Annotated in this window: 23 protein-coding genes and 1 pseudogene; 1 reads left to right on the top strand and 23 read right to left on the bottom strand. The window is 36.4% G+C overall.

Going from position 1 to position 25,675, the window contains the following annotated elements; translation table 11 throughout:
* Positions 1 to 454: pseudogene (locus tag F3D3_RS21775) on the top strand (transposase); the annotation flags it as partial.
* 119 nt (positions 455 to 573) lie between these two features.
* Here F3D3_RS21775 and F3D3_RS21780 read toward each other — a convergent pair.
* The 23 genes from F3D3_RS21780 to flhA form a co-directional block, all read right to left on the bottom strand.
* Entirely contained in the window at positions 574 to 4,863 is a 4,290-nt protein-coding gene (locus F3D3_RS21780) for a PolC-type DNA polymerase III (RefSeq protein WP_069876552.1), read from the bottom strand.
* A 46-nt stretch (positions 4,864 to 4,909) separates the two neighbouring features.
* Positions 4,910 to 5,953 carry a flavodoxin-dependent (E)-4-hydroxy-3-methylbut-2-enyl-diphosphate synthase gene (gene ispG / locus F3D3_RS21785; protein ID WP_069876553.1) on the bottom strand — a complete coding sequence of 348 codons (1,044 nt, stop codon included), beginning with the start codon at positions 5,951 to 5,953 and terminating at the stop codon, positions 4,910 to 4,912.
* Positions 5,954 to 5,977: 24 nt separating this feature from the next.
* Positions 5,978 to 7,000: an RIP metalloprotease RseP gene (rseP, locus tag F3D3_RS21790; RefSeq protein ID WP_175438454.1), complete on the bottom strand. Its 1,023-nt coding sequence runs from the start codon at positions 6,998 to 7,000 to the stop codon at positions 5,978 to 5,980.
* 48 nt (positions 7,001 to 7,048) lie between these two features.
* Positions 7,049 to 8,194: a 1-deoxy-D-xylulose-5-phosphate reductoisomerase gene (locus F3D3_RS21795; RefSeq protein ID WP_069876554.1), complete on the bottom strand. Its 1,146-nt coding sequence runs from the start codon at positions 8,192 to 8,194 to the stop codon at positions 7,049 to 7,051.
* An 18-nt stretch (positions 8,195 to 8,212) separates the two neighbouring features.
* A complete protein-coding gene (locus tag F3D3_RS21800; protein WP_069876555.1) occupies positions 8,213 to 8,998 on the bottom strand; it encodes a phosphatidate cytidylyltransferase in 786 nt (261 codons plus the stop codon).
* A gap of 12 nt (positions 8,999 to 9,010) precedes the next feature.
* Positions 9,011 to 9,748: an isoprenyl transferase gene (locus F3D3_RS21805; RefSeq protein WP_069876556.1), complete on the bottom strand. Its 738-nt coding sequence runs from the start codon at positions 9,746 to 9,748 to the stop codon at positions 9,011 to 9,013.
* Between the two features lie 98 nt (positions 9,749 to 9,846).
* Positions 9,847 to 10,404, bottom strand: a complete 558-nt coding sequence (frr, locus tag F3D3_RS21810) for a ribosome recycling factor (protein WP_069876557.1) — start codon at positions 10,402 to 10,404, stop codon at positions 9,847 to 9,849.
* A gap of 2 nt (positions 10,405 to 10,406) precedes the next feature.
* A complete protein-coding gene (gene pyrH / locus F3D3_RS21815) occupies positions 10,407 to 11,117 on the bottom strand; it encodes a UMP kinase (RefSeq protein ID WP_069876558.1) in 711 nt (236 codons plus the stop codon).
* Positions 11,118 to 11,228: 111 nt separating this feature from the next.
* The gene (gene tsf / locus F3D3_RS21820; protein ID WP_069876559.1) at positions 11,229 to 11,876 is read right to left on the bottom strand and encodes a translation elongation factor Ts; all 648 of its coding nucleotides are present in this window, start codon (positions 11,874 to 11,876) and stop codon (positions 11,229 to 11,231) included.
* A 103-nt stretch (positions 11,877 to 11,979) separates the two neighbouring features.
* Entirely contained in the window at positions 11,980 to 12,711 is a 732-nt protein-coding gene (gene rpsB, locus F3D3_RS21825) for a 30S ribosomal protein S2 (protein WP_069876560.1), read from the bottom strand.
* Positions 12,712 to 12,863: 152 nt separating this feature from the next.
* Positions 12,864 to 13,373, bottom strand: a complete 510-nt coding sequence (locus tag F3D3_RS21830; RefSeq protein WP_175438455.1) for a DUF6115 domain-containing protein — start codon at positions 13,371 to 13,373, stop codon at positions 12,864 to 12,866.
* A gap of 62 nt (positions 13,374 to 13,435) precedes the next feature.
* Positions 13,436 to 13,780: a hypothetical protein gene (locus F3D3_RS21835; protein ID WP_069876562.1), complete on the bottom strand. Its 345-nt coding sequence runs from the start codon at positions 13,778 to 13,780 to the stop codon at positions 13,436 to 13,438.
* Positions 13,781 to 13,854: 74 nt separating this feature from the next.
* Entirely contained in the window at positions 13,855 to 15,240 is a 1,386-nt protein-coding gene (locus F3D3_RS21840) for a DUF342 domain-containing protein (protein WP_069876563.1), read from the bottom strand.
* Between the two features lie 116 nt (positions 15,241 to 15,356).
* Positions 15,357 to 16,091, bottom strand: a complete 735-nt coding sequence (locus F3D3_RS21845) for a sigma-70 family RNA polymerase sigma factor (RefSeq protein ID WP_069876564.1) — start codon at positions 16,089 to 16,091, stop codon at positions 15,357 to 15,359.
* A gap of 41 nt (positions 16,092 to 16,132) precedes the next feature.
* A complete protein-coding gene (locus F3D3_RS21850) occupies positions 16,133 to 16,618 on the bottom strand; it encodes a chemotaxis protein CheD (RefSeq protein WP_069876565.1) in 486 nt (161 codons plus the stop codon).
* Positions 16,615 to 17,232, bottom strand: coding sequence for a chemotaxis protein CheC (locus F3D3_RS21855; RefSeq protein WP_069876566.1), 618 nt, complete (start codon positions 17,230 to 17,232; stop codon positions 16,615 to 16,617). Before F3D3_RS21855 ends, F3D3_RS21850 begins: the two co-directional genes overlap by 4 nt.
* A gap of 20 nt (positions 17,233 to 17,252) precedes the next feature.
* Positions 17,253 to 17,681, bottom strand: coding sequence for a chemotaxis protein CheW (locus F3D3_RS21860; protein ID WP_069876567.1), 429 nt, complete (start codon positions 17,679 to 17,681; stop codon positions 17,253 to 17,255).
* Positions 17,682 to 17,696: 15 nt separating this feature from the next.
* Positions 17,697 to 19,736 carry a chemotaxis protein CheA gene (locus F3D3_RS21865; protein ID WP_069876568.1) on the bottom strand — a complete coding sequence of 680 codons (2,040 nt, stop codon included), beginning with the start codon at positions 19,734 to 19,736 and terminating at the stop codon, positions 17,697 to 17,699.
* 5 nt (positions 19,737 to 19,741) lie between these two features.
* Positions 19,742 to 20,809 (bottom strand): chemotaxis response regulator protein-glutamate methylesterase, encoded by a 1,068-nt coding sequence (locus tag F3D3_RS21870; protein ID WP_069876569.1) that lies wholly within the window; start codon positions 20,807 to 20,809, stop codon positions 19,742 to 19,744.
* The gene (locus F3D3_RS21875) at positions 20,810 to 21,544 is read right to left on the bottom strand and encodes a flagellar brake protein (RefSeq protein WP_069876570.1); all 735 of its coding nucleotides are present in this window, start codon (positions 21,542 to 21,544) and stop codon (positions 20,810 to 20,812) included.
* A 9-nt stretch (positions 21,545 to 21,553) separates the two neighbouring features.
* Positions 21,554 to 22,417, bottom strand: a complete 864-nt coding sequence (locus F3D3_RS21880; protein WP_084389238.1) for a MinD/ParA family protein — start codon at positions 22,415 to 22,417, stop codon at positions 21,554 to 21,556.
* A 23-nt stretch (positions 22,418 to 22,440) separates the two neighbouring features.
* Entirely contained in the window at positions 22,441 to 23,634 is a 1,194-nt protein-coding gene (flhF, locus tag F3D3_RS21885) for a flagellar biosynthesis protein FlhF (RefSeq protein ID WP_069876572.1), read from the bottom strand.
* The gene (gene flhA / locus F3D3_RS21890; RefSeq protein ID WP_069876573.1) at positions 23,634 to 25,673 is read right to left on the bottom strand and encodes a flagellar biosynthesis protein FlhA; all 2,040 of its coding nucleotides are present in this window, start codon (positions 25,671 to 25,673) and stop codon (positions 23,634 to 23,636) included. The genes flhF and flhA overlap by 1 nt, the downstream gene beginning before the upstream one ends.
* Positions 25,674 to 25,675: the final 2 nt, after the last annotated feature.

The following is a 25,675-nucleotide window of genomic DNA, read 5'->3' on the forward strand; positions in this document are numbered from 1 at the left end:
AGATACCATTGAGGCAGAAGAAAAATACGATGGTTATTACGCAATAGCTACTAATCTTGATGATTCTGCAAAAGATATTATTGAAATCAGTTCTAAACGATACAAAATCGAAGACTGTTTCCGCGTTATGAAAACAAACTTTTCAGCCCGTCCTGTGTTTCATCAGAACAAAGAAAGAATCATCGCGCATTTTATGATATGCTACACAGCTCTTCTAATCTATCGCTTGCTAGAAAAGAAACTAGACTTGAATCAAACTCATTTTTCTGTTGAAAACATTGTTGAAACTCTAAAAAATATGGAAATAGCAAATATCGAAGATATGTGTTATATGTCAACCTACACATGCTCTCAAGTTTGCACGGCGTTAAACACTGTATTTGATTTAGAACTGAATAAAAAGTATTATCAACCAAAAGAACTCAACAAAAAAATTAAAAAAATTTTAGGATAAGATTTCCGTACAACAAAGTCAACACTAATAAAGAGGTCACAAACAGCCATTTAAAGCCATTTGTAACCTCTTTTTATTTTCAAACTGTCGAAAACGGGATTATAACACATTGCCTACGTTTATGCAAACGAGAATAGGGATAATTGATTGTCATCTGGCATACCGTCAAAACAGCCGTGAGTCTTCATTGCCTCAATTACAGTTTTGGATACTTTTGTCTTGGATTGAAAATCTTCGACGGACATAAAATCCGTTTCAATTTTCCTTATTTCTTGAATACTAATAGCCGCACTTGCACCCACACCTTGAAGTGCTAAAAACGGAGGCAATATTTTTCCATCTGAAATCTTAAATTTTTCAGAATCAGACTCCGTGAGGCTAACCTTTTTAAATTCAAATCCTCGACTGTAAAACTCATCTGCGATCTCTAAGATTCCAGCTAAATCTAATTCCTTTTTAGTGGGCTTCTCAATGCCTTCAAGTTCTTTCATTTTTGTTCTTACAACTATTTTACCTTTGCAGATGAGTTCGGCATCAAAGTCATCCACTTTTGTTGAGAAAAAGGTCGCATAAAATGCAAGCGGATGGTGTACTTTAAAGTAAGCAATCCTCACGCTCATCATCACATAGGCAACCGCATGGGCTTTAGGAAACATATATTGAATCGTCTGGCATGAGTTAATATACCAATCCGGCACATTTTTAGCCTTCATGTCCGCAATATCTTGCTCCCCTAGACCTTTACCCTTACGCACTTTTTCCATAATCTTAAACGATGTCAAGGGTTCGAGACCTTGTAATAACAAGTAGTTCATAATATCATCACGCGTTGCGATAACATCTTTTATCGTCACCACATTGTTGCGTACCAAATCCTGAGCGTTATTCACCCAGACATCCGTTCCATGAGAGAGCCCCGATATGCGTACTAAATCTGAAAACGTTCTAGGATCAGTATCTCTAAGCATTTGTCTAACAAACTTAGTGCCGAATTCAGGGATCCCTAAACTCCCAATATCGAGTGAATACGTTTCATCCACTATTTTAAGCGAGTCGGTAGAGTGGAAAATCTCCATCGTTTCTTTGTCATCTAGTGCTATATCAAAGACATTTACGCCAGTAAGCTCTTCTAAATACTTGATGATGGTCGGCACGTCGTGCCCCAGTATATCCAGTTTCAACAAGCGACCACTGATGGAATGATAATCAAAATGAGTCGTAATAACATCTGAATTCACATCGTTAGCAGGATATTGAACTGGACAAAACTCATGAATATCGTGATCACTTGGCACAACCATGATGCCCCCTGGATGCTGACCAGAGGTCCTTTTTATCCCTGTAAGACCTTGTGCCAAACGTTCAATCTCATAACGATGCACTTCTTCATTTTTTTCCTCAAAATACTTTTTAACATAGCCATATGCAGTCTTCTCAGCAATGGTGCCGATCGTACCCGCTTTAAAAGTTTTCCCAGCGCCAAAGAGCACCTCACAATATTTATGCGCATTTGCCTGATAGATTCCCGCAAAGTTGAGGTCAATATCGGGCTCTTTGTCCCCGTCAAAGCCTAGGAAGGTCTCAAACGGAATATCATGTCCTTCTTTAATCAAGTTCGCCCCACACGTAGGACATATTTTATCTGGCATATCCACACCTGCAGAATAAGTGCCACTTGTATCAAACTCAGAATACTTACAACCACCGCAAATATAATGTGGCGGCAATGGATTAACTTCTGTTATATCACTCATTGTAGCTGCAAATGAGGATCCAACAGACCCTCTCGATCCTACCAAAAATCCATCATCTAGTGATTTCTTCACAAGCTTTTGAGCAATGATGTACATAACTGCATAACCATTGCCAATGATAGAGTTAAGCTCTCTATTGATCCGTTTATCCACGATCTCAGGTAATGGCATCCCATAAATGCGCTCGGCCTTATTCATACACATTTCTCTGAATTCTTCGTCTGCACCCTCTATTTTCGGTGGAAAAGTGCCTTTTGGAACTGGTAATATGTTTTCACAAGCGTCTGCAATCCTTTTAGGATTATCAATCACCAGTTCCTTTGTACGACTGCCTAGATAACTGAATTCAGCCATCATCTCTTCAGTCGTTCTAAAATAAAGAGGTGCTTGATTATCCGCATCTTTAAACCCATTTCCTGCCATAAGAATACGTCTGTAGACCTCATCTTCAGGATCTAGAAAATGGACATCACAAGTGGCAACCACTGGCTTTTCAAGTTGATCTCCCAAACTTAAAATACGCAAATTGATGTCCTCAAGTTCCTTATGATCTCTTACACGTCCCGATTCAATCATAAAGGCATTATTGCCCGTGGGTTGAATTTCGAGATAGTCATAAAATGAGGCAATTTCGTGAATAATATCCGGTTCCTTATTGTTCATAATGGCTTTATAAAGCTCCCCACCTTCACACGCACTTCCAATGAGAAGGCCCTCGCGTTTTGCTCTCAGTGTGCTTTTAAGAATTCTCGGCTTTCTGTAAAAAGTTTTTAAACTTGACTCGGAAACAATTTCATATAAATTTCTGAGGCCTTGTTTGTTTTGAGCGAGCAAGATCACATGTGCCATATCCATCACTTTAAAATTCATCTCTTTGGACGCTAAGTAATTGATACCGATGAGATCATTTATATTCTTATCTTTAAGCATTTCAACAAATTTAGAAAAAACACGACCCGTTGCTTCAGCATCTGCTACAGCACGGTGATGGTCATTTAGTGTGATTTTCAAATGTTTTGTAATGGCCTTTAAGTTATGTCTTTTAATATCCGTCAGAAGCAAACGACTCATCGCTAAAGTATCCACCACTAGACTGTTAAAGGGTATGGACATCTGCTCGCAATTATACCTAATAAACGACACATCAAAAGTTGCATTATGCGCAACCACAGGATAATCGCCTACAAATTCCATGAATTTTGGAAGAATTGTTTCAATTGTAGCTTGATTTTTTACCATATCATTGTTAATGCCCGTAAGTTCAATAATATGAGGCGGTATTATACGTTCAGGATTGATGAGTTCACTAAAACGCTCAACAACGCCCCCTTCTTTTACTCTTACAGCACCAATTTCAATGATTTTATCGTTGTTATACGAAAACCCAGTGGTCTCAATGTCAAAAATGACAAAGCTTTCATCCAAACTATATTCAGAGGCATTTTTAATCATTTCAGTTTCATCGTCAACAAGATATCCCTCTAGACCATAGAGTACTTTGATCTTATCGCCAGCGTATGAGGCAGCATCTGGGAAAGCTTGTAGCACACCATGATCTGTAATTGCAATTGCTGGATGTCCCCATTCAATTGCCGTTTGGATAATCTTCTTAACAGAAGTAATCCCATCCATTTCGCTCATATTCGTATGGAGATGAAGTTCAACACGCTTCTCTTCAGAATGGTCCATGCGCTTCTCTTCTTTTTTACCTTCATTAATCGCTGTAAACTGTAAAACGCGTTCTTTATCGAATTGATCATATCGGTTGATGCCTTCAATAATAAACCACAATCCATTTTCAATGCGTCCAGAAAGTTCTTCATACTCGTTTTTCTTTAAAAATTGTTTACAACAAATTGCATTCGTGCCATCGGACACAAATATCTTATAAAGATACTTTCCGCCCTTGAGTTCTCTGCTATCTATGGTAACCACTTTGCCTTCAACTGCATAGACTTCTTCTTCTTGAACAATGTCTTTAATCATCGAAATATTTCTCTTGATTCGATTTCTGAAAAGGACATCACTTGGCTTATCAGGTGTCTTGCCATTTGATGAGGTCTTAGGTGTTTCTGGTCGCCTAAGTTGTTCTTCATTAAAAGAAGCTGTAGCGTTTTGAACAATCGCTTCAATCTCTTCATCTTTCATTTTTTCAAACGCTTCTAAGCCTTCTATATCTGACTTTAACGCACTTGTGGCGACTTTAAACTTTCGATTCAAATTCTTTTGACATATTTTATCAATCATATCCGTTGTGTCATACTGGTGAAACGTGTTTTCAAGACCTTGATCTTCAAATACAATATTGATCTGATCCTTTGAAAAGTCTATTTTACTCTTTCTGAGAATACTCGCCACCGCTGGATTATTGCGCTTAATAACGTATAAAATGTTATCCCAGTGTTCCGCTATATCAACTTCGCCACTCTCATGATCTACTGCTGTTTCCACGCCAATTTCAAAATGTTTTATCTCAGATAAAGTCATGCCTAAGTTTTTTTTAAGTTTTTCAATATTTTGGGAGGGAATAAAAGAGCGCGAATTTAATAATATGGATAAAGCATTTTGTTCTCTTTTATATTCAATTTTTTTAATTTCAATATCATTGATTTGTAAAGATGCCACAATCAATTCATTAAAAGGAATTCGATTCATTAACTCAACCTTTCCATTTAAATCTATAAATGCCTTTGAGAATGCCTCAAAAGTTGTTAATCTCTTCTAAAAGTGCTTCCAGAACTTCTTCTTCTTTAATTTTGCGTATGACCAATCCTTTTTTAAAGAGCAAATACATCCCTTTGCCGCCTGCTATGCCCAAATCGGCTTCTCTCGCTTCTCCAGGACCGTTCACAGCACAGCCCATGATGGCAACTGTTATAGGCTTATCCATATGCTCAATTCTCTTTTCAATCTCTTGCGTAAGCTCTATAAGATCCACTTCGGTTCTCCCACAAGTGGGACATGCAATGATTTTAATGCCAAAAGAGCGCAGGTCTAACACTTCTAAAATCTTTTTAGCAACTTTGATCTCTTCCACGGGATCATCTGTCATGGTTACCCTGATGGTATTACCGATGCCTTCAAGTAAAAGTGCACCAATCCCAATTGAAGATTTAACCGTACTTGAAAATTTCGTCCCCGCTTCGGTAATGCCTAAATGAAGTGGGTAGTCTACTATTTCACTCAAAAGTCGATATGCTTTTACAGTGATTGGAATATCTGAAGCTTTAATCGAAATCGCGATATCATAAAAAGAGAGTGCTTCAAATATTTTCACATGAGACATGGCGCTTTCAACCAGCGCCTCTGCAGTGAGTCCCCCGTATTTTTCATAAACAGCTTTATCAAGTGAACCCCCATTGACGCCAATCCTAATTGGAATTCGCTTTGCTTTAGCAAGTGTAACGACCTCACGCACCTTTTCGATATCGCCAATATTACCAGGGTTTAACCTAATTTTATCAACGCCGCTATGAATTGACTCTATTGCAAGCCGATAATCAAAATGAATATCGGCTACAATCGGGATATGGATTTGTGCCTTTATAGCCTTAATCGCTTTTGCCGCTTCCATTGTAGGGACCGCTACTCTGACGATTTCGCAACCTGCATTTTCCAGTTCAATAATTTGCCTAACGGTGTCTTCTATATTTTCAGTTTTTGTATTTGTCATGGATTGAATAAGCACAGGATGTCCAGCACCCATAAATAGATTGCCTATTTTTATCTCCCTTGTATGTTTCATGCAAGCCTCCTATTTAGAGCTGATTTAGAGTTTAGAAATATCTCTAAAGACCAAAAATACCATTAGGGCCATCAAGATAGCGAAACCGACGAAATGAACATAACCTTCTTTTTCGCGATCAATCGGTCGTCCAATGATCATTTCAATGATTACAAAAATAATACGTCCACCATCAAGTGCTGGAAAAGGCAATAAATTCACGATACCAAGATTTATAGAAATATAAGCTGCAATAAAGAGTAAATTTAAGAATCCTGCTCTAGAGGCTTGGCCAATGACATTGACAATACCAATAGGTCCAACAACCTCACCCTCAACTTTACCAGAACCCAATTGTGCAAAAAATTGGAATATGCTTGTGAAGAAAGTCCCAAATTGTTTACCCGCTAACGGAAATGATTTGCCGATCTGCTTTACGGATAGAGGGGATATGCCCACTCTATAAACCGAATCTTCAGGTGCTAGCTCCGGTTTCACTTTTATATTCACAGTCTCATTATTTCTAAGAACCTCTATATCAAGCAACTGTCCATCACTGTTATTGATATGCTCTACAATAGCTTCCCAAGTATTGATCTCATGCTCATTTATTTTGACGATCGTATCTCCAGACATTAAGCCAGCGGCTTCTGCAGGACTGTTTTCTAAAACTTGATCCACTGTGTTTGAGGGATAACCCACACTGAACATAATAATAACGAGTAGAATATATGCAAGCACAAAGTTCATCATCGCCCCAGCTGCAAGCACAATCAAACGTTGCCAAGGTTTCTTTTGCACAAAGCTTCTAGGATCTTCCGATTCGCCGTCTTCGCCTTCCATTTTTACATAGCCGCCAATCGGAAAAGCTCTTACGGAATAAAGGGTTTCTGGACCCTGTTTTTTTAATAGCGCTGGGCCCATGCCCAATGAAAATTCATGTATTTTTATGCCATTCATCCGTGCGGTTATAAAGTGACCAAATTCATGTGCCAGTACAATAATGCCAAATACAAATATAAAACTTACTATTGTCAGTAATGTCGTCAGTAATGTTGTCGGTAACATAAGCATTCCTTTCTAGTGTCTCTCTCTAGAGTTTTGAATCTAGTGTCTTTAATTGAACATCTCTAGGGCTAATTTTCTAGTTTCTAAGTCGACTGCCAGTATTTTATCCACAGTCAATTCTGGATCATTCTTAAAGTTATGCATACATGCCAGTATTTTATCGGATATATCATAAAATTTGATTCGATCCTCTAAATAAGCTTGAACAAAGATTTCATTTGCTGCATTCATAACAGTAGGTATGAGGCCGCCCTGTCTTAACGCTGTCTTCGCAATGTTTAAACACGGAAACCGCTCATCATCTGGCTTTGAAAAAGTTAACGCACTGAGTTTAAAAAAATCAAGGCGTTCAATTGTATTGAAATGTCTCTCAGGATAATCAAGCGCATAAATAATCGGCAATTTCATATCTGGAACACCTAATTGTGCCATCACCGAAGCATCGTTAAACTGAACCATCGAGTGTATAATACTTTGAGGATGGACCACAACTTCAATCTGGTCTTGATTTACGTCAAATAGCCATTTGGCTTCAATAAATTCGAGGCCTTTATTCATCAAAGTCGCAGAATCAATTGTGATTTTTCGCCCCATAGACCAATTGGGATGTTTCAGCGCATCCACTGCTTTTTTATTTTCTATTTCAGCTTTAGTAAAATGTCTAAAAGCACCGCCTGATGCCGTTAGCAATATTTTTTCTACACGTTTTGAATTTTCGCCTCTTAAACATTGAAAGATAGCGCTGTGTTCACTATCCACAGGTAAGATAGACACATTGTGTTTAATCGCAAGTGGCATAATCAACGCGCCTGCAGTAACAAGTGTCTCTTTATTTGCAAGTGCTATATTTTTGCCTGCTTCAATTGCTTTTACAGTTGGCAACAAGCCGATATTCCCTACAACTGATGTGAGTACAATATCAACTTCATGATGGGTGGCAACTTCAATTAGGCCCTCCATCCCTTTTAGAACTTTGATGTTATGTGGTTTTAACTTAATATTTAGCGTTTCATAAGCACTTTCATCATAAGCCACTACGAATTTAGGTTTGTGAATTAAAGCTTGTTCAAATAGCCGCTCAGCCTGCTGATTACACGTGATCGCAAAAACTTCATATCGACCACTCGCCTTAATGATGTCAAGTGCTTGAGAGCCAACCGAACCCGTCGACCCCAATATTGTGATTTTTTTCATTTGAGATCTCCTCATGGCCTAAATTAAAAAGTTGAAAATAACAATGAAATAATAGACTAAAGGCATTGTAATGATAATACTGTCAAAACGATCCAATACGCCACCATGACCTGGCATTATCTTGCCAAAATCCTTTATATTAAAAATTCTCTTAATTTTCGATGCGATAAGATCCCCAACTTGAGATAAGATACTACCGATTAAACCTAGAAAAACAGCATAAAGTTGAAAACTCGGATTAAAAATACTTGCGTATGCATAACTAAAAATGAGACATGCAATAACACCACCCAATGACCCTTCCACCGTTTTCTTCGGACTCACGGACGGAATAAGCGGTGTTGATCCAATCAATTTACCTGTAAAATAGGCAAACGTATCTGTGACAAATGCGATTACAAAAGGGTACCATATGAAAAAATTACTGTCAAGTTTCCAGATCATGATAATATGCGATAAGGAAAAAGCAATATAAAAAAACCCGATAAAAGTGACCATACTGCCTATCATAATATTTTTTTTATATAGCATGGTTAGTGTAAGTAGTAAAAACAAAAATACAGCAATCAGAAAGGTGTAATAATCTTGCGGCATATCCTTATATAACCCACCAAACCAAGCTGTCGTCATTAAATAACCCGCCCAATTCAAGACGTAGTATTTCCTCGAAAACGTTTTATAAAATTCGTATTGACCTATTATACTCAGAAGATATGCTGCTAAAAACAGCAGTGCGCCTCCCTTAAACAGAACAAAGAATAACAGCGGTAACGCTATAAGTGCTGAAATTGTACGCTGTATCATTGAATTCACCTCTTATATCGCACCAAATCTGCGATGTCTTTTTTGATATTTAATCAGTGCGCTTCTATAAAGCGTTTCATCGAAATCTGGCCAATAGTGCTCATCAAATACAAACTCCGTATAAGCGACTTGCCATAGCATAAAATTACTTAATCTTTGTTCACCGCTTGTTCTGATCAATAAATCCGGATCAGGTAACCCTTTTGAGAAAAGATGATCTGAAAATAAGCTTTCGTCAATGTCATCAAGTGCAATCTTTTCAGACTTGTATTCCGTCGCAATTTCTTTTACTGCTCTTATAATTTCATCTCTTCCGCCGTAATTTAGAGCAATATTGAAATTCATTTCAGTATGATGCTGAGTGCGTTCAATCGCACGCAACACTTCAGTCTTAGCATATTTCGGTAGGACATCGATATCTCCAAAAATATTGATCTTTACTTTATTTTCTACGATTTCATCTATCTCTGATCTAAAAAATTTGACCAGTATATCCATAAGCCCATTTACTTCATCCTCAGGTCTGCGCCAATTTTCAGTTGAAAATGCATAAAAGGTGATATTCTCAATTTTAAGCTTCTTACTCTCAATGACAATGCGTTTAAGCATTTCTGTTCCCGCATTGTGACCCATTAATCTAGGCAATCCTCTTCTTTTAGCCCATCTTCCATTGCCGTCCATGATGAAGGCGACGTGTTTAGGTAGGTTATCAAGTTCAATAGGCATCTCTTTGGTTTTTTTAAAGAACATGTGTTAACCTCATTTAATAAAATTGTTTTGGACTTATACTGAAAACCACTTTTCTCAGCATATTTTAAAAAACCCTCCGAATGGTGGAGGGTAAAAGGTTATACTTCCATGATCTCGTCTGTTTTTTTATCGATCAAATGGTCTATCGTATTCACATGATCATCAATCATCTTTTGAACTTCTTTTTCTGCGGATGTCAAATCATCTTCTGTTATTTCTTTATTCTTTTGCATTTTTTTGAGCGTTTCAATTGCATCTCTTCGCTCATTTCTAAGAGCGATTTTAGAATCTTCACCTATTTTTTTAGCTTGTTTCGCTAAATCTTTTCGACGTTCTTCTGTGAGCATTGGCATGACAAGTCTGATTAATTTGCCATCATTACTTGGATTAATCCCTAGGTCTGCAATTTGAATTGCCTTTTCAATATCTTTTAGAATAGAGGCGTCATAAGGTTGGATTTGTATAATTCTAGGTTCTGGTACAGATATACTCGCAAGCTGTTTAATAGGTGTTTCAGAACCATAATATTCAACCATAACTCTATCTAAAATAAGCGGATTAGCTCTTCCCGCACGAATGTGATTTAAATCCTCTTTTAGCACACCTAGTGTTTTTTCCATTTTTTCATTTAAGTGTTCATGTACTTGATTTCTCATTACTACGCCTCCTCAATGATCGTTCCAACATTTAATCCGGAGCATGCTTTGATAATATTTTCTGGAACATTTAAGTCAAATACAGAAATAGGAATATGGTTATCCATACATATAGTGATAGAAGTCAAATCCATAACACCTAGTTTTTTACTAAGCACTTCTGTAAATGAAATTTTTTCATATTTCTTGGCATGTTCAAATTTTGCAGGATCGCAATCATATACGCCATCAATATTTTTAGCAAGTAATATTAACTCTGCATCAATTTCAGCAGCTCTGAGTGCTGCGGCTGTATCCGTTGAAAAGAAAGGACTTCCCGTCCCAGCTGCAAACAACACAACCTTCCCCTCGCTGAGGTAATTGACAGCATTTTCTCTATTATAAGCTTCACCCACTTGAGGCATGGGAATTGCACTGAGCACTTTATTTTCAACACCAAGGTATTTTAATGCGTCTGACATCGCTAAAGAATTCATGACCGTAGCGAGCATCCCCATATAATCTGCAGTTGTTCTCTCCATATTAGGATTCGAACGCCCTCTCCAAAAATTACCTGCTCCAATGACAATACCAACCTCTGCACCTAATTGGTGTATTTTCTTGACATAACCTGCAATTTCCTGAACTGTGTCATAATCCACGCCAGAACCTCTTGTTCCCGCTAATACTTCTCCACTTAACTTTAACAATACACGTTTATATTTAAGTTCCAAAGCACAACCTCCGTTCTATCTCTATTTTACAGTAATTAATGAGTCCAATCAAACTTTTTTTCCTTAAAAAAGAGAACACGACTGTGTTCTCTCTTGATTTGCGAATTATAATTAAGCTTTTAATTGTTTAGCAACTTCTTCAGCGAAGTTTTCAGTTTTCTTTTCAATGCCTTCGCCAACTTCAAATCTTGAAAATCTTCTTATAGAAAGATTTTCACCGATCTTTGCAATTTTTTCTTTTAAAAGATCATCAATAGTCTTATCTGGATCTTTAATAAAAGGTTGCTCCAATAAACAAACTTCTTTGTAGTATTTTGCAATTCTACCTTCAACCATTTTATCGATGATTTGAGCAGGTTTACCTTCATTTAAAGCTTGATTTCTTAAGATTTCTTTTTCTGCCTCAAGTGCTTCAGTAGGCACTTCTTCTCTTCTTACATAAAGTGGTCTAGCAGCTGCAACTTGCATAGCAACGTCTCTACCAAATTCTTGGAATTCTTCATTTTTAGCAACGAAATCTGTTTCGCTATTGATTTCAACAATAACACCAATTCTTCCGCCATGGATATATGAAGCTATAATACCTTCTGCAGCAATCCTGTCACTCTTTTTAGCAGCTTTTGCAATGCCTTTTTCTCTAAGGTATTTGACTGCCTCATCCATATTACCATTTGTTTCAACGAGCGCTTTTTTACAATCCATCATACCAGCGCCTGTTGCTTCTCTTAATTCTTTAACTAATGAAGCTGAAATTGACATGTTATATCCTCCTATTATAATATTAACGACTTGCGTCTTATGATCCTCTACAAATCTATTTCTGATAAAAAGGTAAGAGAAATTCTCTTACCTCAATATTTTTTTACTCTTCAGTTACAACAGCTTCAGCAACAGGCGCATCCGTTAATTGCTCGCCTTGATTCGCTTCAATAACAGCATCTGCCATTCTTCCAGCGATTAATTTTACCGCTCTAATCGCATCGTCATTACCTGGAATTACATAATCAACTTCATCAGGATCACAGTTTGTATCTACGATAGCAACAACTGGAATTCCTAAATTCTTAGCTTCTTTAATTGCAATTCTTTCTTTTTTTGGATCTACTATAAATAAGGCACTTGGCAATTTAGTCATGTGCTTAATGCCGCCTAAATATTTCTCTAATTTTTCTTTTTTAGCTTTTAATTGAAGTACTTCTTTTTTAGGCAACGCTTCGAAAGTACCGTCGTTCTCCATTTTTTCTAATTTGAACAACAAATCAATTCTTTTCTTAATGGTTTTAAAGTTTGTCAACATACCGCCTAACCATCTTTGGTTAACAAAGTACATTCCCGCTCTTAACGCCTCTGATTCAATGGCTTCTTGAGCTTGTTTCTTAGTGCCGACAAAAAGTACAGTACCATTTTCTTCCACAACGCTTTTTATGAACGCATAAGCATCGTCTACTTTACCCACTGTTTTTTGAAGGTCGATAATGTAAATACCATTTCTTTCTGTGAAGATGTACTCAGCCATTTTTGGATTCCATCTTCTAGTTTGGTGACCAAAGTGTACACCTGCTTCTAATAGTTCTTTCATTGAAATTATTGACATCTTAACTCCTCCTCGTTTTTTACCTCCCTACTTTTCATCTTTCGAAATGACCCTTGGGCAACAATTTCAAAATTAAAGTAGGTGTGTTTTTATTACCTTAAATAGTATAACACAAAGCCTCATGAAGCTCAACTTTTTTTATCTGCAAATACTTATATTTTTTTTGTCACATCAGGCAACTGAATAAGGAGCTGAAGTTCTCCCATGCCAATATTAAGCTCCTTTGCAATTGCTTTCAGGGAAGCCCCTTCACTTCTTCTTTTTACAACCTGATCTCGTAAAGTGATCTCTGACTCATAACCCATGCTTTCATCAAGTTTCATTGATTCGATTTCCTTTTTATGCGCGTTTTCATCTTTGCTCAGATCCATTTTGGCTTTATGCATTGCAATAGGATCTGCATAACGCTCATCCTGCACGCTATTTGCTTTAGATCGCTTTGATAATGAAGCTATTTCCGCCTCTATCAACTGGATCTCTTTTTCATGTTGAGAATACTTCCCCTCTAAATCACTGGCGATTTCATAAAAAGCATTGTTCATTTCATCAATTGACATCTGTAGATTCTCCAATAGCTTAAAAAGATCATCTTCCTTATAAAGGCTTGAATGTTCTAATAATTGTTCACGTTTTAATATCGCCCTATTCAGTTCTCTTCTCATCAAAAAAATGGAACTGACTACAATCATCAGTCCAAATATTATACTTATAACATACATATAGTCTACACTTTCATATCAAATTTTGTGCCTTCTTTACCATATTGAGTCTTTGTAGGTTGAATGGTTTCTTTTTCTTTCTCTTGATCATGCTCATCAGAAAGATGCTTTTTCTTTCTCTTTTTCTTCTTCTGATCTGCTTCATTCTCTTTTTTATTATTCTTGACGACGTTGTGCTCTTTAGACTCTAGTGTATTGACTGTTTGCTTCTTCTTAGCAGTATCTTCTTTATTTTCAATTTGAGCGCTTGCAAGTTCGTTAGCTTGTTTACTTACAACATTCTGTTTAGCCGCATGAATTTCTTCAGTTTTGTGAACAACCATTTGCATATCAACCGGTCTAATTCCCATAATTTCACCTTCCTTTAGAATTATAAGATCATCCGAAAAAAAATCAGTCAACTCTTATTACAATTTTAATTTTTTTAATATGTCCTCGCAACAATTTCACCTTTATCCTTAAGTATACTCGTATGTGTCATTTCATGTTTTACATAGTAGCTTGTACTCCCAATTTTCACACGAGTGCCTGGATAAATCATTCTTGCAGTTAATTTTGCACCTTTTATATTGTTAACAAGTTCATTTAACATTTTTAGCCTTTGTCTTTTATCGCTTAACTGTGTATCCATTTCAACAAAATTGGCACTGTACTTTTTATACATAAATAGGGAGCGTTCATCCTCCGGATTTTGATCCACTTTGCCCTTTAAAAGTTTAAGTGATTTATCCAACTTGTCATGCATTTCTATCAAATCTTTCACTTCTGTGGACAGTGTTTTTAACTCATCAATGATTTCTACGTCAACGCCGAGTTTAAATGAAGTTACTATGCCAAGTTCAGAACCTATAACGTGCGCTTCAATATCACTTTTACAAGAAATCTCTCCGCCGACAATCAGCCCTTTTTTACCTTTTACAACGATCCGACCATCACACTTGACAACACTATTCATTATAGCGCCCGTTTCAATATTCCCTCTACAAATAACATCACAACTGTTGATGAAATTAGAAGTTAAATTACCACCGCAATAGATATAAGCATTGTCATGCCCCTGAATACCCCTAGATATAACCACATCTCCAGTCGCCTTCACATTGGCACCCTCAACGACACCATTAATTGAAAGATCGCCTTCACAATCAACTTCATAACCATCTGTTACATTGCCGTGAATGATCACTTGTCCATGAAATTTAATATTTCCCGTTTCAACACCTACATCTTTATTAATCTCAAGCACTTTGATAACCGAAATCTTATCATTTTCATTGACAACAGATCCATCGCATTCTGCAGCGACGGACAAACCATCTGGAGAGATTTTAACATTTTTGCCCATTTTGAAAACAATATCTTTGCCATCTTTACCTTTAATGACTTTACCCGTAACCGTGGTCCCGTTTTTCGCTTTTGTGGCAGGTGTTTTTAAAGCGAGAATTTCATTTTCCTTAACGACTTCTACATACCCTAAGTTTTTAAAGTCAACGCGTCCATCTTCTAATAGTTGAGGTTTTACATGATGATCCTTGCCGTAGATAAATTCGATGCTTGCATCCACGCCATTTTCATGAGGCACGCCTTCTGCAACAATTTCATTGAAAACAGATTTTTGGTTTTTACAAATAGCCTCAATGCTATTGAATTTCAAACCAAATACAACATTTTTGTCTTTTAAGATTTTTATAAGTTCATCCGATTTCACAACAATATCTGGTTGTAAAAATTCAATGGATAAAAAAGCTTTATAGTAATCGTCTGAAATTTTTATCGAGATGTCGAATTTAGATTGATTTTGTTCGCTCATACTTCCCCCTTGTTTTTTATGCTTCTGATATATATATCGGCATTATTTAAAAAAACATTATCATTATTATTATACAATAAATTATCACATAATACAAAATCACAGTTTCCTGTGATTTAAACTATTTCTTCCAATGAAATTTTAAGCTTTGAAATCGCCTTAGTGTGAATTTGAGATACACGAGATTCAGAAATCGACAAAACATCTGCAATTTCTTTATATGTAAGCTCCGAGTAATAGTACAATTGCAAAACCATCTTTTCTTTTTCTGGTAATTTACCGATAATTTGGGTTAGTATGCGTTTCATTTCTTCATCAACGTATTTTTCTTCTGGCTGAAATTCAATATTTTTAGATTTAATATCAAAATTGGAATTATCATCAATTTTTTCTTCTAAGGAAACGACCGAATACGTTGTGACTTCACCTAACAATTTATTATATTCTTCAAGAGACAATCCCATTTCTTCCGCTATGAGTTCATCCGAAATATCAAATCCATATTTTTTTTGAAGTTTCGCTATTGCTTCTTCGATTTTCTTATATTTTTGACGCGTACTCCTAGGAATCCAGTCCATATGTCTAATTTGATCAATAATGGCGCCTCTAATTCTTATATTGGCATACGTCTCAAATTTTATATTCTTTGTGTGATCAAATTTATCGATGGCATCAATTAAGCCAATGACACCATACCCTAATAAATCATCAAAATCAACATGCGCATTATAGTTATTGTATAATCGTCCAGCGATTATTTTGACTAAAGGGACATATCTTATGATAAGTTCATCTTTTGCATCTCTAATATTTCTATCTTTGTAGTTGATCCATAATTGTTCGTTAGTCATTAAACCACCTTCAAAGTAACTTTTGCAATGTATTTTAGAAGTTACAGTTCCCTTATACCTTTGCCAGCTGTTTTAATTAAAAGCTTTCCATCTTCACTATAGAATTCGATCGTTCTACCGAAGTTGCCTCCCGTTTCATCTGCTTTAATTGGAATTCCCATATTTTTCAATATTTCGCGAACTGCCTCAGCATTTCTCTCACCAATTTTCATAGCATCATTTTGTGATGAAAAGGAAAACATCTGAGCGCCACCTGCAATTTTTGCATAAAAACGACTCTTCCTAGCCCCTTTAACTTCCATTTGGCTAATAAGCTCTACTATTGCAGTATCTGCAAATTTGGCAACATTTTCATTTTTTCGAATCGCTTTACTTGAAGGTAACATAATATGAGCCATGCCTGTTATTTTAGTCAACGGATCATATAAACAAATACCAACACACGACCCTAATCCTAGGGTCGTGAGTGCATTAGGGAAATCTGCTACTTTCAAGTCAGCCATGCCAACCTTAATCATTGTGCTCATAGTGTAACCCCTAAACTACCAAGTAAGACTTCATAAGATTCCATATCTGGGATTAAAAAGAAATACCCATCTACTTTCTTCGCTGCATCAGTTTCTATAAACTCATTTTGAATAATTAAAACATTATCACCCATTTGACCGAATTCTATTGCGGGCACACTTAAAATAGCGCCCGCCATGTCAATTGCAAGTGCTGGAACTGAAATTTTAATTTTGAGATTGGTAAGACCTGACAAGGATGAAACGTAGGCGCCAGAGAGAATATTACCAATTTCTTTTAATGCTGAAATCGTAAATTCATCAAACTCCGCATTATCTCTTGGCATCAATAAATCCACTAGATTAATCGCAGAACTTTGATCCAAAACAAACATAATGCTGCCCGTGATATCGCCTTCTATCTTGAAAAAAATGCCGCAAACAATATTTTCTGGTCCGCCCAGAATCTCTGGAACTTCATCAAATTCAAGAACTTTAACAACAGGTACTTTCATATCCACTTTCTTATCGATCATTTTCGCTAAGGAAGTAGCTGCGTTTCCTGCACCAATATTGCCAATTTCTCTAAGTACATCAAGTACTATATTATTATTAAGATTTAACTGATCTGACATTACGCCCCCTATCCACTCACCTATTCAATATTGAGCACTTTGAATAAGTCTATTAACATTATGATTCTTTCATTTTTCTTACCAATATTTTTGATAAACTCGTTATTGACGTCTTTTTTTACAGTTGGTGCTGCATCAATATCATCTTCTGAAATTTGAAGTACTTCCGATGAAGAATCCACCAACATACCTATTTTCATTTCCTCTAAATTTATAATGATAATCCTTGATTCATCTGTGGCCTCTTTTGGGGTCAATCCAAATCTAATTCTCAAATCTACCACTGGCACAATGATCCCTCTTAGATTTACAACACCTCTTACGTAAGGTGAAGAATAAGGCACTCTTGTAATGGGCAATACTTTTTCGATATTTTCTACATTATTGATATCAATGCCATAGTACTCTTGATTGAGTCTAAAGGTTACAAATTCTTTGATTTCGCTCATACATATTCCCCCTTACTAGAATAATTGATTAGGATCAACGATCAATGCAACACTACCATTACCTAATATCGTTGCACCCGCAATTGCTTTAATACCCGTGAGGTATTTACCAAGTGACTTAATAACGATTTCTTGTTGTCCAATTAAACTATCTACAACAAGCCCAGCTTCAACTTCACCTTTTTTAACAATTACAACAATCAGTTCATCCAAATCTTCGTGACCTTCATTGATGTTTAAAACAGATTTCATTCTAATAATTGGAAGCGTCTTATTGCGGTAGAGCACGACCTCTTGATCTTGAACCATTGTGATTTTAACCGTTTGAATCGTTGTTATCTCTTTAATATTATTAAGCGGAATTGCATATTTCTCATCATCTAGATTCACCATTAGGGCTTGAATAATTGCAAGCGTTAATGGTAACCTTATAACAAATTTACTGCCTTGACCGAGTGTAGATATCACTTCAACGGTGCCGTTGATCGCTTCAATCTTAGATTTAACCACATCTAGGCCAACACCTCGTCCTGAGATATCTGTCACTTTGTCCACAGTGCTGAATCCTGCATTGAAGAGCAAATTGATAATTTCCTTCTCACTCATATCTTCTGATTCCGCAGTTGTAATCACTTTTTTCTCAATTGCTTTTTTCTTAATAATATCAGGATTAATGCCTTTACCATCGTCTTCTACTTCTATGACAACTGTATTGCCATCAGGATAAGCTCTTAAGGCTACAAATCCATTTTCTTCTTTACCCACTTTCAAACGCACCTCAGGTGACTCTATACCATGATCAAGCGAATTCCGAATCAAATGAATCAATGGATCTCCAATTTCGTCAATAACAGTTCTATCTACTTCAGTTTCTTCACCAGACATAAATAATTTTATATTCTTACCAAGCTCTTTCGATAAATCCCTGACCAGTCTCGGAAATCTATTAAAAGTTCTTTCAACAGGTACCATTCTAACTTTCATTACAGCATCATGAAGGCTTGTGGTAATACGTTCAAGGTATTCAATTGCTTCATTCATGTTGTTCTTGTTGGAGGAGGTGTCTAAGTCTTCAAGTCGTGTTTTGATAATGATCAATTCACTCACAAGGTTCATCAAATTGTCCAGTCTTCCAATTTCAACTCTTACCGTTTTAGACGTTTTACCTTTGTCCTTACTTTGTGCGTTATCTTCTTTTGATTTAGACGTCTCTTCATTGGCAACTGCCGTTTCAATATCAATCTCAACATCTGCCTGTTTTGCATGTTCAATAAGGTCCAGTTCAGATAAAGGTAACACGATTACTTTTACAATTTCAGAAATTTTCATGAGTTCACTTTGGGTATAATTTTCATCCAGTTTAGAAAAATATAAGAGTTCAAAGGAGTCATCAAACTGCTCATCTTCAATTTCTTCAGCTAACGGAAACGACTTAATGATTTCACCAAATCGTTCAAGTGTATTAAAAACAATAAAAGAACGTGCTGCTTTTAGCATACACCCCTTATCTAAAACCACTTTTATCAGATAGGGTCTCACGCCCATCTCAATGGCTTTGCTGATGATACTCTCCACATCATTGATCGAAATATGAAATGCGTCATCATCAGTTGGCCTAGCGATTTCAGATTTAGCGTCCGCCACTTTTTTAGGTTTGGTCTCATCAACAGAATCACCAGCAGCGATTTTTTCTAGTTTTACAACAAGTACAGATGAATCTAGGTCACCTTCCTTGCCTGTTTTCTCTAGATTATCAATATACTCTTCCAATGCATCAAAGCACTCAAAGAGAACATCTACAATCATACCCGTTACTTTCAAATTGCCATTTCTGACCAAATCTAGAACATTTTCCATTTTGTGTGTCAACGCAGCAACTTTAGTAAATCCCATCGTCCCCGACATGCCTTTTAATGTATGTGCGATCCTAAAAATTTCACTTAAATAGCTCATATTTTCAGCATTATTTTCAAGGTCAAGCAATATTTCGTTCATAGTTTGCAAATGTTCTTTGGATTCATCGATGAATATTTCTAGATATTGACTCATATCCATATGCACTACACCTCCATGGCTTTCATGATTTCATTGGTAATATTAGAAAGGCCAACGACCTTATCTACAACCCCAAGTTTGATAGTTGACTTTGGCATACCAAACACAACACAGCTTCCCTCGTCTTGTGCAATAACGTAGCCTTTTTTATCTTTAACACGTTTGAGGCCTTCTGCACCATCTGCACCCATACCGGTCATAATAACGCCAATTACATTATGATCATTTAAATCAGCTATTGAATACATCATAGCATCTACAGAGGGTTTATGTCCACTAACACGTTCCCCATTATCTAATTTTATCACAAATTGGCCCGCTTGTTTATATACTTTTATATGACTATCTCCAGGCGCTAGATAAGCCCACCCAGAAAGTATAATATCGCCATCTTCAGCTTCTTTAACACGAATCTGACTCATGCTGTCTAAACGTTCTGCCAAAGACTTCGTAAAGCCTGGTGGCATATGCTGTACAATGAGAATACCCGCATCTATATCTTTAGGAATATATGGGATAACCTCTTGAAGTGCTCTAGGACCTCCTGTCGAAGTGCCAATCGCAATCAATTTTCTAAATTTAGAGTTGCCTTCTATACGACTCGTAGAAGCAGCTTTTTTAGGACTTAAAGATACAAAAGTTTCCGGTCTGTCTAAAGCAACAGGTTTGGACACCTTTGCACGGCTTGCAAATCTAATTTTTTGAAGCAATTCTTCTTTCATCTCAGGTGTAGATATTTTTATAAGCGATGAAGGTTTTGTGATAAAATCAAATGCTCCTAAGTCAAGTGCTTTCAATGTTTCATCCGCCCCTTTTTTTGTCAAACTACTCAGCATAATAACTGGGAGTGGATTTGACTCCATAATTATTTTAAGCGCTGTAAGACCATCCATCTTTGGCATTTCTATATCTAAAGTAACCACGTCTGGAAGATATTTTTTTATTTTTTCTATGGCATCCTCACCATTTCTTGCGACATCAACTACTTCAAAGGCATCGTCTGACTCAATCATATCTGAAATCACTTTGCGCATAAAAGCAGAATCATCCACAACTAATACTCTAATTTTCATTTACATCAACCCTTTTTTAATGAGATTTCTTTCAATTTCAAAAACATAAGCTACAATCTTAGATTGGGTATTCGCATCTATCTCTAGAAATTTTATACCCACTTCATATCGATTATCATCTTTTTTCTCATTTCGTGTGACTTCACCTTTGAACTTCACCCAGTCACCACTGATTCTAAATTCACCTTCTAAAAAAGTGCCCAGATCAAAGGATTCCTTTATGAGAATTCTAAGACCACCGCCACTTAAATCCAAAGTATCAAATGGGATTTTTTCTAAGATTACTTCATCGACGAGAATATCTTTTTCGTTTTTAAATTTTGCCAAAACTTTTTGTTTCATTTGAGCAATTTCGTCCTCTGACAATTGTTTTTCAAACAAAAGATTGCCTTGAGACATTAAACTCACTCTAAAAAACTTTCGCCTTTGAACTTTTTTGATATCAGAGGCAAGATTTACAATCACACTCGGCAGATTGTCAAATTGGGTCCTGTCTTTCATAGTCCCTTTGAATAAGTACATACCCAAATTTTCTATATAGAATCTAAAGTAGTATACATAACTTTTTTCAAGAGGATATAGGCGACCTTCAGAAACTGGATTAGATATTATAATTTGGGAATCGTTTGTTATTTCGTAGACAAAGCACTTTAGAGTAATGGATTCATTATCATTCTTAAAGATCATAATATCTACTTCATCTGCAATTTTCAAATACTTATAAAAACCATTCATCAAAGTCACCTAAATTTTGTTTATCAATTTATTTATAAAAGTTTTAAAACTATGAGCATTTTTAACATATTTACTGTTGTTTTCAAGGTTATAAGCGATATTTTCAATGCTTTTACTTGAAATAGCCCTCGGATAAGCTTCAAGCACAGGTATTTGTTTTCTAACCGCTTTCTTCAGATTAGAATCTTCGAATATATAGCCCATATTTTCAAGTTCTTTGCTTAAAAATTTTGATACCGCTTGCTCCAGTTTATTAAAGACCTCATCGCCTTCTTCATTTGAATCTACTCGATTAATAATCAACTTAATTTTTTTGTCGTCTTCTTTTACAATATTTTTAATCAATGCATAGGCATCCGTTATTGACGTTGGATCTGGTGTTATAACAACAATAACATCAGAAGCGGCATCTACAAAAGATAAAACGGATTTACTGAGACCTGCACCTGTATCGATGAGAATATAATCGGATACATCATTGAAATAGAGCAATGAATGAATCAACTTTTCGAGTTGATTTTGATCTAAATCAATAAGATCCATTATACCAGATCCTCCAGATATAATATTGATATCATAAGGGCCCTTGAAAATACAATCCTGTACAGGAATTTCGCCTTTTACTACATGAGACAAATTATACTTGGGTACAATGCCAAATAGAACATCTACATTAGCGAGGCCTAAATCCGCGTCAATAATTGTGACGCGTTTTTTGAGCTTTGCTAGAGCAATCGCCATATTTACCGTGAAGTTTGTTTTACCAACGCCCCCCTTGCCACTTGATACAGTAATAATTCTAGCATCATGCTTATTAACTGATTCAGACGAACTTTCTTGAACGATATCTCTTAACTTCTGTGCCTGATCCATTATACACCACCACCATGGAAATTCTATTTGTCGCTTTTATTATCATTATCAAAAATGTAGCCCACAATTTTATCTTTATCGGCCAATTCTATATCATCTGGAACACTTTGCCCAATGGCGAAGTAGGATAAAGCTTTCCCTGTTAATACCTTTACATTTAAAATATTGCCATAGGAAGTTGCTTCATCTAACTTTGTAAATAAAAGCCGATAGTCACTTATAAAACTGTAAGATTCAATAATACTTTTCATATCTTTAAAACTGGTTGTCATGCTCATCACTAAAAAAATCTGAACGGATTTTAAATATTTCACAAGTTCATCATAATCCGATTTGAGTTCTTTACTCTTATGACTTCGACCAGCAGTATCAATTAAAATATAATCTTTATCTTTAAATTTATAGAGTGCTTCCTCAAGTTCATCGGCTTCATAGATGACTTCAAGAGGAATTCCAAGAATTTCACTATAGGTCTTAAGTTGCTCTACAGCAGCAATTCTGTACGTATCTGCTGTGATTAAGCCCACTTTTTTGTTTTCAATCAGCGAGAGCCTTGCCGCAATTTTTGCAAGTGTAGTGGTCTTCCCTACACCTGTGGGGCCTAAAAACATATAGACATTGGGTTTGTTTAAGGGATCCGTGTCAATGGATCTCATATCCCCTAAGTACTCTTTGGTAATCACTTTCATCGCATTTAATATTGCCTCTTGATTTTTATCATTTAAACTGATCTGTCTCTGGACAATATCCATAATTTTTTTTGCAATAGACTCTTGAATATCTAGTGATTTTAAAAAATCCACATAAGACAGGTCTTTTTTTACAGGTTCCTTATGTTCAATATTCTCCACTTTTCTAATGAGTTCTGAAACCATCTGTTTAAGCTCTAAAACTTCATTGTTGGAAACTGAATTTTTTTGTGGTTCTGTTATTTTGATATCATCATCAAGAAAGACCGGTTTTTCTACAATAGGGTCCGCTGGCTTAATAAAAACAGTTTCTTTAATCGGAGGTTGCTTGGCAACATCTTTGTATGTCTGAATTAAAGGTTCATCAATTGCAGCAACGACTTCAATCAAGGGCTTTTTAAAAAATTTAAATAACCCGCCTGTTTTTATTTTTCTCGTATTTAAAATTACTGCATCCATACCAAGTTCGCTTTTGATCTTAATCATGGCTTCATTCATATCTTTGACTAAATAGCGCTTAACTTTCATTAAATACTCACCATCCCTGCAGATTGTATATCAATATCTGATTCTATTTCATTATATGATAAAACAACTAATTCTGGAATAGATTGTTCTGTCATTCTTTTAAAATAAAATCTTACAATTGGCGCGGTCACAACAATTGCCTGTTCTCCCATTTGCATGAGTTTTCTAATTTCTTGAGCTAAACTCGCTACGATATTCTGACTTGTCATTGGATCAATCGACAAGAATGTGCCATTTTCATTTTGTTCAATAGCCTCCATCAACATATTTTCAAGGCTCTGGTCCAAAGTGACCACTTTGGCCTTCCCAAAGGGAAAATAGTTTCGAGACAACTGTCTGGATAGCTTTTGCCGAACATATTCCGTTAGTATATTGACATCTCTTGTTGATCTAGCATAATCCGCAAGCGTTTCAAGTATCGTCACCAAGTCTCTGATAGACACGAATTCCTTCAATAAATTGGACAAAACTTTTTGAATGTCCCCTAGCGACATAAGTCCTGGCATTAATTCTTCAACCAATGCCGCATTATTTTCTTTGATATTTTGTATCAATTGTTTAACATCTTCTCTATTGATCAATTCATGACTATGCTTTTTAATCACCTCTGTTAAATGTGTTGAAATAACAGAAGAAGGATCGACAACGGTATAACCTAACAACTCTGCTTTTTCTCGATTCTCAGATCGAATCCATTTTGCGGGAAGTCCAAAAGCGGGTTCAAGGGTATCAATCCCTTCAATCTCGCCTTCGACTACACCTGGGCTCATCGCCAAGTAATGATCAAAGACGATTGTGCCCTTCGCGATATCGTTGCCCTTAATCTTGATGAGATACTCACTTGAATCGAGCTGAATATTATCTCTAAGTCTGATCATGGGCACAACGACACCCATTTCCAGTGCAATTTGCCTTCTAATCATAACCAATCGATCAAAGAGATCACCGCCTTGATTAGGATCTGCCAGTGGAATAATACCATAGCCGAATTCAAGTTCTATAGGATCCACCTGAAGCAAAGGAATAATGTTCTCAGGTTTCCTTATATCGTCATTTTCTCTTGCAATTTCTTGGTCTTCTTCAAGTTCTGTACGCTCTTCAAGTGCCTTCTTATCTTGCGTTAAGCGAACCGCGCTCAAAAGGATGGCAACTCCGATGCTCACAAAAGGCAAATTGGGGAGCGGCGTGCCTATTCCTAGAAGCATCAAGACAGCTCCTACGATGTAGAGCACTTTGGATTGTGCAAAAAGTTGAGAAATCACATCTGTTCCTAAATTAGATTCGGAAGCTGCTCTTGTGACAATGATACCAGTAGCAACAGAAATCATAAGTGCAGGGATCTGACTCACGAGACCATCCCCCACGGTTAATAATGTGAATTTCTGAATAGACTGTGCCAAAGTAAGCCCCATAAAAAAGGCCCCTAGCATGAAGCCCGCAATTATATTAATGACAGTGATAATGATGCCAGCAATAGCATCCCCTTTAACGAATTTACTGGCACCATCCATGGCGCCATAAAAATCTGCTTCTCTCTGAATTTTTTTTCGGCGTTCTTTCGCATCATTTTCAGTGATCAATCCCGAGTTTAAATCGGCATCAATTGCCATCTGTTTACCTGGCATTGCATCCAGTGTAAATCTCGCAGCAACCTCAGATACACGTTCTGAACCTTTCGTAATAACTAAAAACTGAATGAGTACAATAATCAAAAATATAATAAAACCAACAATGGCATTCCCACCTACAACAAAGTTTCCAAATGCATCAATAACCTCACCCGCTTTACCTTCAGATAAAATATATCGAGTTGTTGAGATATTTAACGCAAGTCTAAAGAGCGTTGTAATAAGCAGTATAGACGGAAATACTGAAAATTCCAAGGTCTCTTTAACAAACATGGAAAGCACTAAAATCGTAAGTGCCAAAGATATGTTCAGGGCTAGAAAAAAATCCAACCACGCTAACGGTACTGGTATAATAATCATCAGAATAATGACAATTACTAACAAAGCCATTGTCACGTCACTAAAACGCATTT

The organism is Fusibacter sp. 3D3, from assembly GCF_001748365.1.
Classification (GTDB): Bacteria; Bacillota; Clostridia; order Peptostreptococcales; family Acidaminobacteraceae; genus Fusibacter_A.